The sequence below is a fragment of the Candidatus Zixiibacteriota bacterium genome, from assembly GCA_040753495.1.
Lineage (GTDB): Bacteria > Zixibacteria > MSB-5A5 > GN15 > PGXB01 > DYGG01.
In genome coordinates, this window is the sequence record JBFMEF010000158.1 from 1 (window position 1) to 2,397 (window position 2,397).

Here is a 2,397-nt window from a genome sequence, read left to right on the forward strand (position 1 = left end):
GATAAAAAAATCCGGTGTCTGGCTGGAAATTGTCTATCTGGTGGTGCCGACACTGAACGACTCCGATGCCGAGTTTCGTGATTTGGCGCAATGGCTGAAAAACTATGTCGGCACAGAAACTCCTGTGCATTTCTCGCGATTCCATCCATTGTATCTCCTGAAGAACCTTCCCCCCACCCCGCAATCGACCCTGGAGCGGGCGTATGAAATCTGCCGGGCGGAAGGACTGGAGTTTGTTTATCTCGGCAACCTTCCGGGGCATAAGGCAGAATCGACCTACTGCCCGAAATGCGGCAATATACTGATTGAAAGACGGGGGTATCAGATTCTGCAGAAAAATATCGAAGGGAACCTCTGCCGGTTCTGCAGGAAAATTCTGCCGGGAATCTTCTGATGAAACGCCAGGCATTCTTCCTTGGTCTTTTTTCAGTCGGGGCGCAAGTTCTAATTCTCAGGGAGGTTGTATCAACCCTGAACGGACGAGAATTATTTATCGGCATCACCCTCTTTGCCTGGTTAGTTGCGGTGGCGCTGGGAGCATTCTGGCGCGGGCGAGAGAATAGGCGTATTCGCGCCGAAGCCTTATTCCTGGGGGGAGCAATTTTACTTCCAATTGTCCTTCTGGCAATTCGCCTGTCGCCGCTTATGCTCGGCTCCTTCCCGGGAGAAGTCATTCCTCTGGGAGTGGCGCTGCTCATAGCGACAATCGTCATCTTCCCCATCGGTCTCATCTCGGGAGGACTTTTTTCGGCGATAACCTCAGGCGGATACAAACCGGCCGCGGCCGTTGCCGAAGTCTATCTGTTTGAAGGATGGGGCGCCTTTGTTGGGGGAGTGGCGGTCACTGCTTTGCTGTCTCTGTCTGTTACGGGGCTGTCAATTGCCGTAATGATTGCGGCATTCATTGTGATATTCATTGTAGCCAGGACCATCAAACTCTGGCTTCAGATTGCTGCCGCACTGGCGTTCGCGCTGCCCGCCATTATCGCAACTCCGGAACTGGAAAAGAGGATTGAGAGAATAAGATTCTCCCCTTTTGAGGTCATTGACAGCTTTGAAACGCCGTACGGCAGGCAAGTCATAATTCGCAATGCCGAGAATACCACCCTTATCACCGATAACTTGCGGGAAACCACTTTTCCCGATTGGAGCGCCGCCGAATTCTCCCTGATTCCGCCGCTCCTTTATCATCCGGAAGGTAAAAGTCTTTTATTTATTGGCCGAGGTGATTTTCTTCTTTCAGAATTGGCGGACTCTCTGCCAGACCTTAAAATCGTCTGTCTTGACGCGCGCGCTGAACTTGAGGAGAAGGGGCGGCGTCTTTTCGGGAGACCCTCCAATCTGACTGTAATAAACGATGACCCGATTGCCTTTTTTTCCCGACGAGACCTGCTGAGTCGCTTCGATTTTGTGGTCATCAATATCGGCGAAACGGAAACCTACCTGGGAAACCGCCTTGTAACCGGCGAATTCCTGGGTCAATTGCGAATGGGACTGAATCCGAAAGGGATTGTTCTTCTGAGCGCGCCTTATGACAGCGACCGTCATATTTCCGATGATAAAGCAAAAGCGCTGGCAGTCATCTACAATAGCATTCGAGCCTCTTTTCCTTATGTAACATTTTGGCCCGGCGAAACCACCTTATTCTTTGCCTCGGCCGATTCGCTGCTTGATACGCCGGCTGCGGATATTATCCGGCGAACCGAAGAACTTCCGTTCTCGCCCAACTTTGTCAATAGAGGTTATCTGGAAGACCGCCTGCAACCACTCAAAGTGGCGCGGCTTACGGAGGCGTTGCAGGCCGATGATGCTCTCAACGAGGTCAAAAAACCATCGCTCATCCAGAGGGAAACCATTTACCGGGCACAGATGGAGAATTTCGCCAGGAATCTGGTGACGACCTTATTCGAGCGTCCCTATGCGTCAATTCTGTTCGCTCTAATATTTATCGCTCTCTGCCTTACAGCGCTCATCAAACGCCATCGCCGACGCAATTTCGCCCTCATCCTTTATTTTGTCGCCGGATTTGCTTCCCTCTCGCTGGAACTGGTCTCTTTCTACCTTTTCCAGTCAAGCGCCGGGGCGCTCTATTCTGACCTGGGGCTTCTGGTGGGAGTTTTCATGCTGGGACTGGCGCTTGGAACATACCTGGCGCTTCGAACCGCCAGTGAAAATCTATCAATCCCATCCCTGATGTTGCTCTTATTAGCCGCCGGCTTGCTCCTTTTAACTTACGACAATATCCTTCCCCGGATAGCCCTGTACTACCATCTTCTCTTTCTCTTCACACTGGCGCTGGGCACCGGCAGTCTCTTTGTCGCCGCTACCGGGCGCTATTACTTCGGCCGCGCCAATGCCAATCGGGGTATTGGCTATGGGGTGGAAATCCTCGGCTCC

The 2,397-nt window shown here is 52.1% G+C and carries 2 protein-coding genes; both read left to right on the plus strand.

Going from position 1 to position 2,397, the window contains the following annotated elements; all coding sequences use genetic code 11:
* Positions 1-394, plus strand: a 394-nt coding sequence (locus AB1690_10375) for a hypothetical protein (GenBank protein ID MEW6015717.1), incomplete at its 5' end; no start/stop codon positions are given.
* A partial coding sequence (locus AB1690_10380) for a hypothetical protein (protein ID MEW6015718.1) occupies positions 394-2,397 on the plus strand: 2,004 nt, incomplete at its 3' end. The genes AB1690_10375 and AB1690_10380, both read left to right, overlap by 1 nt.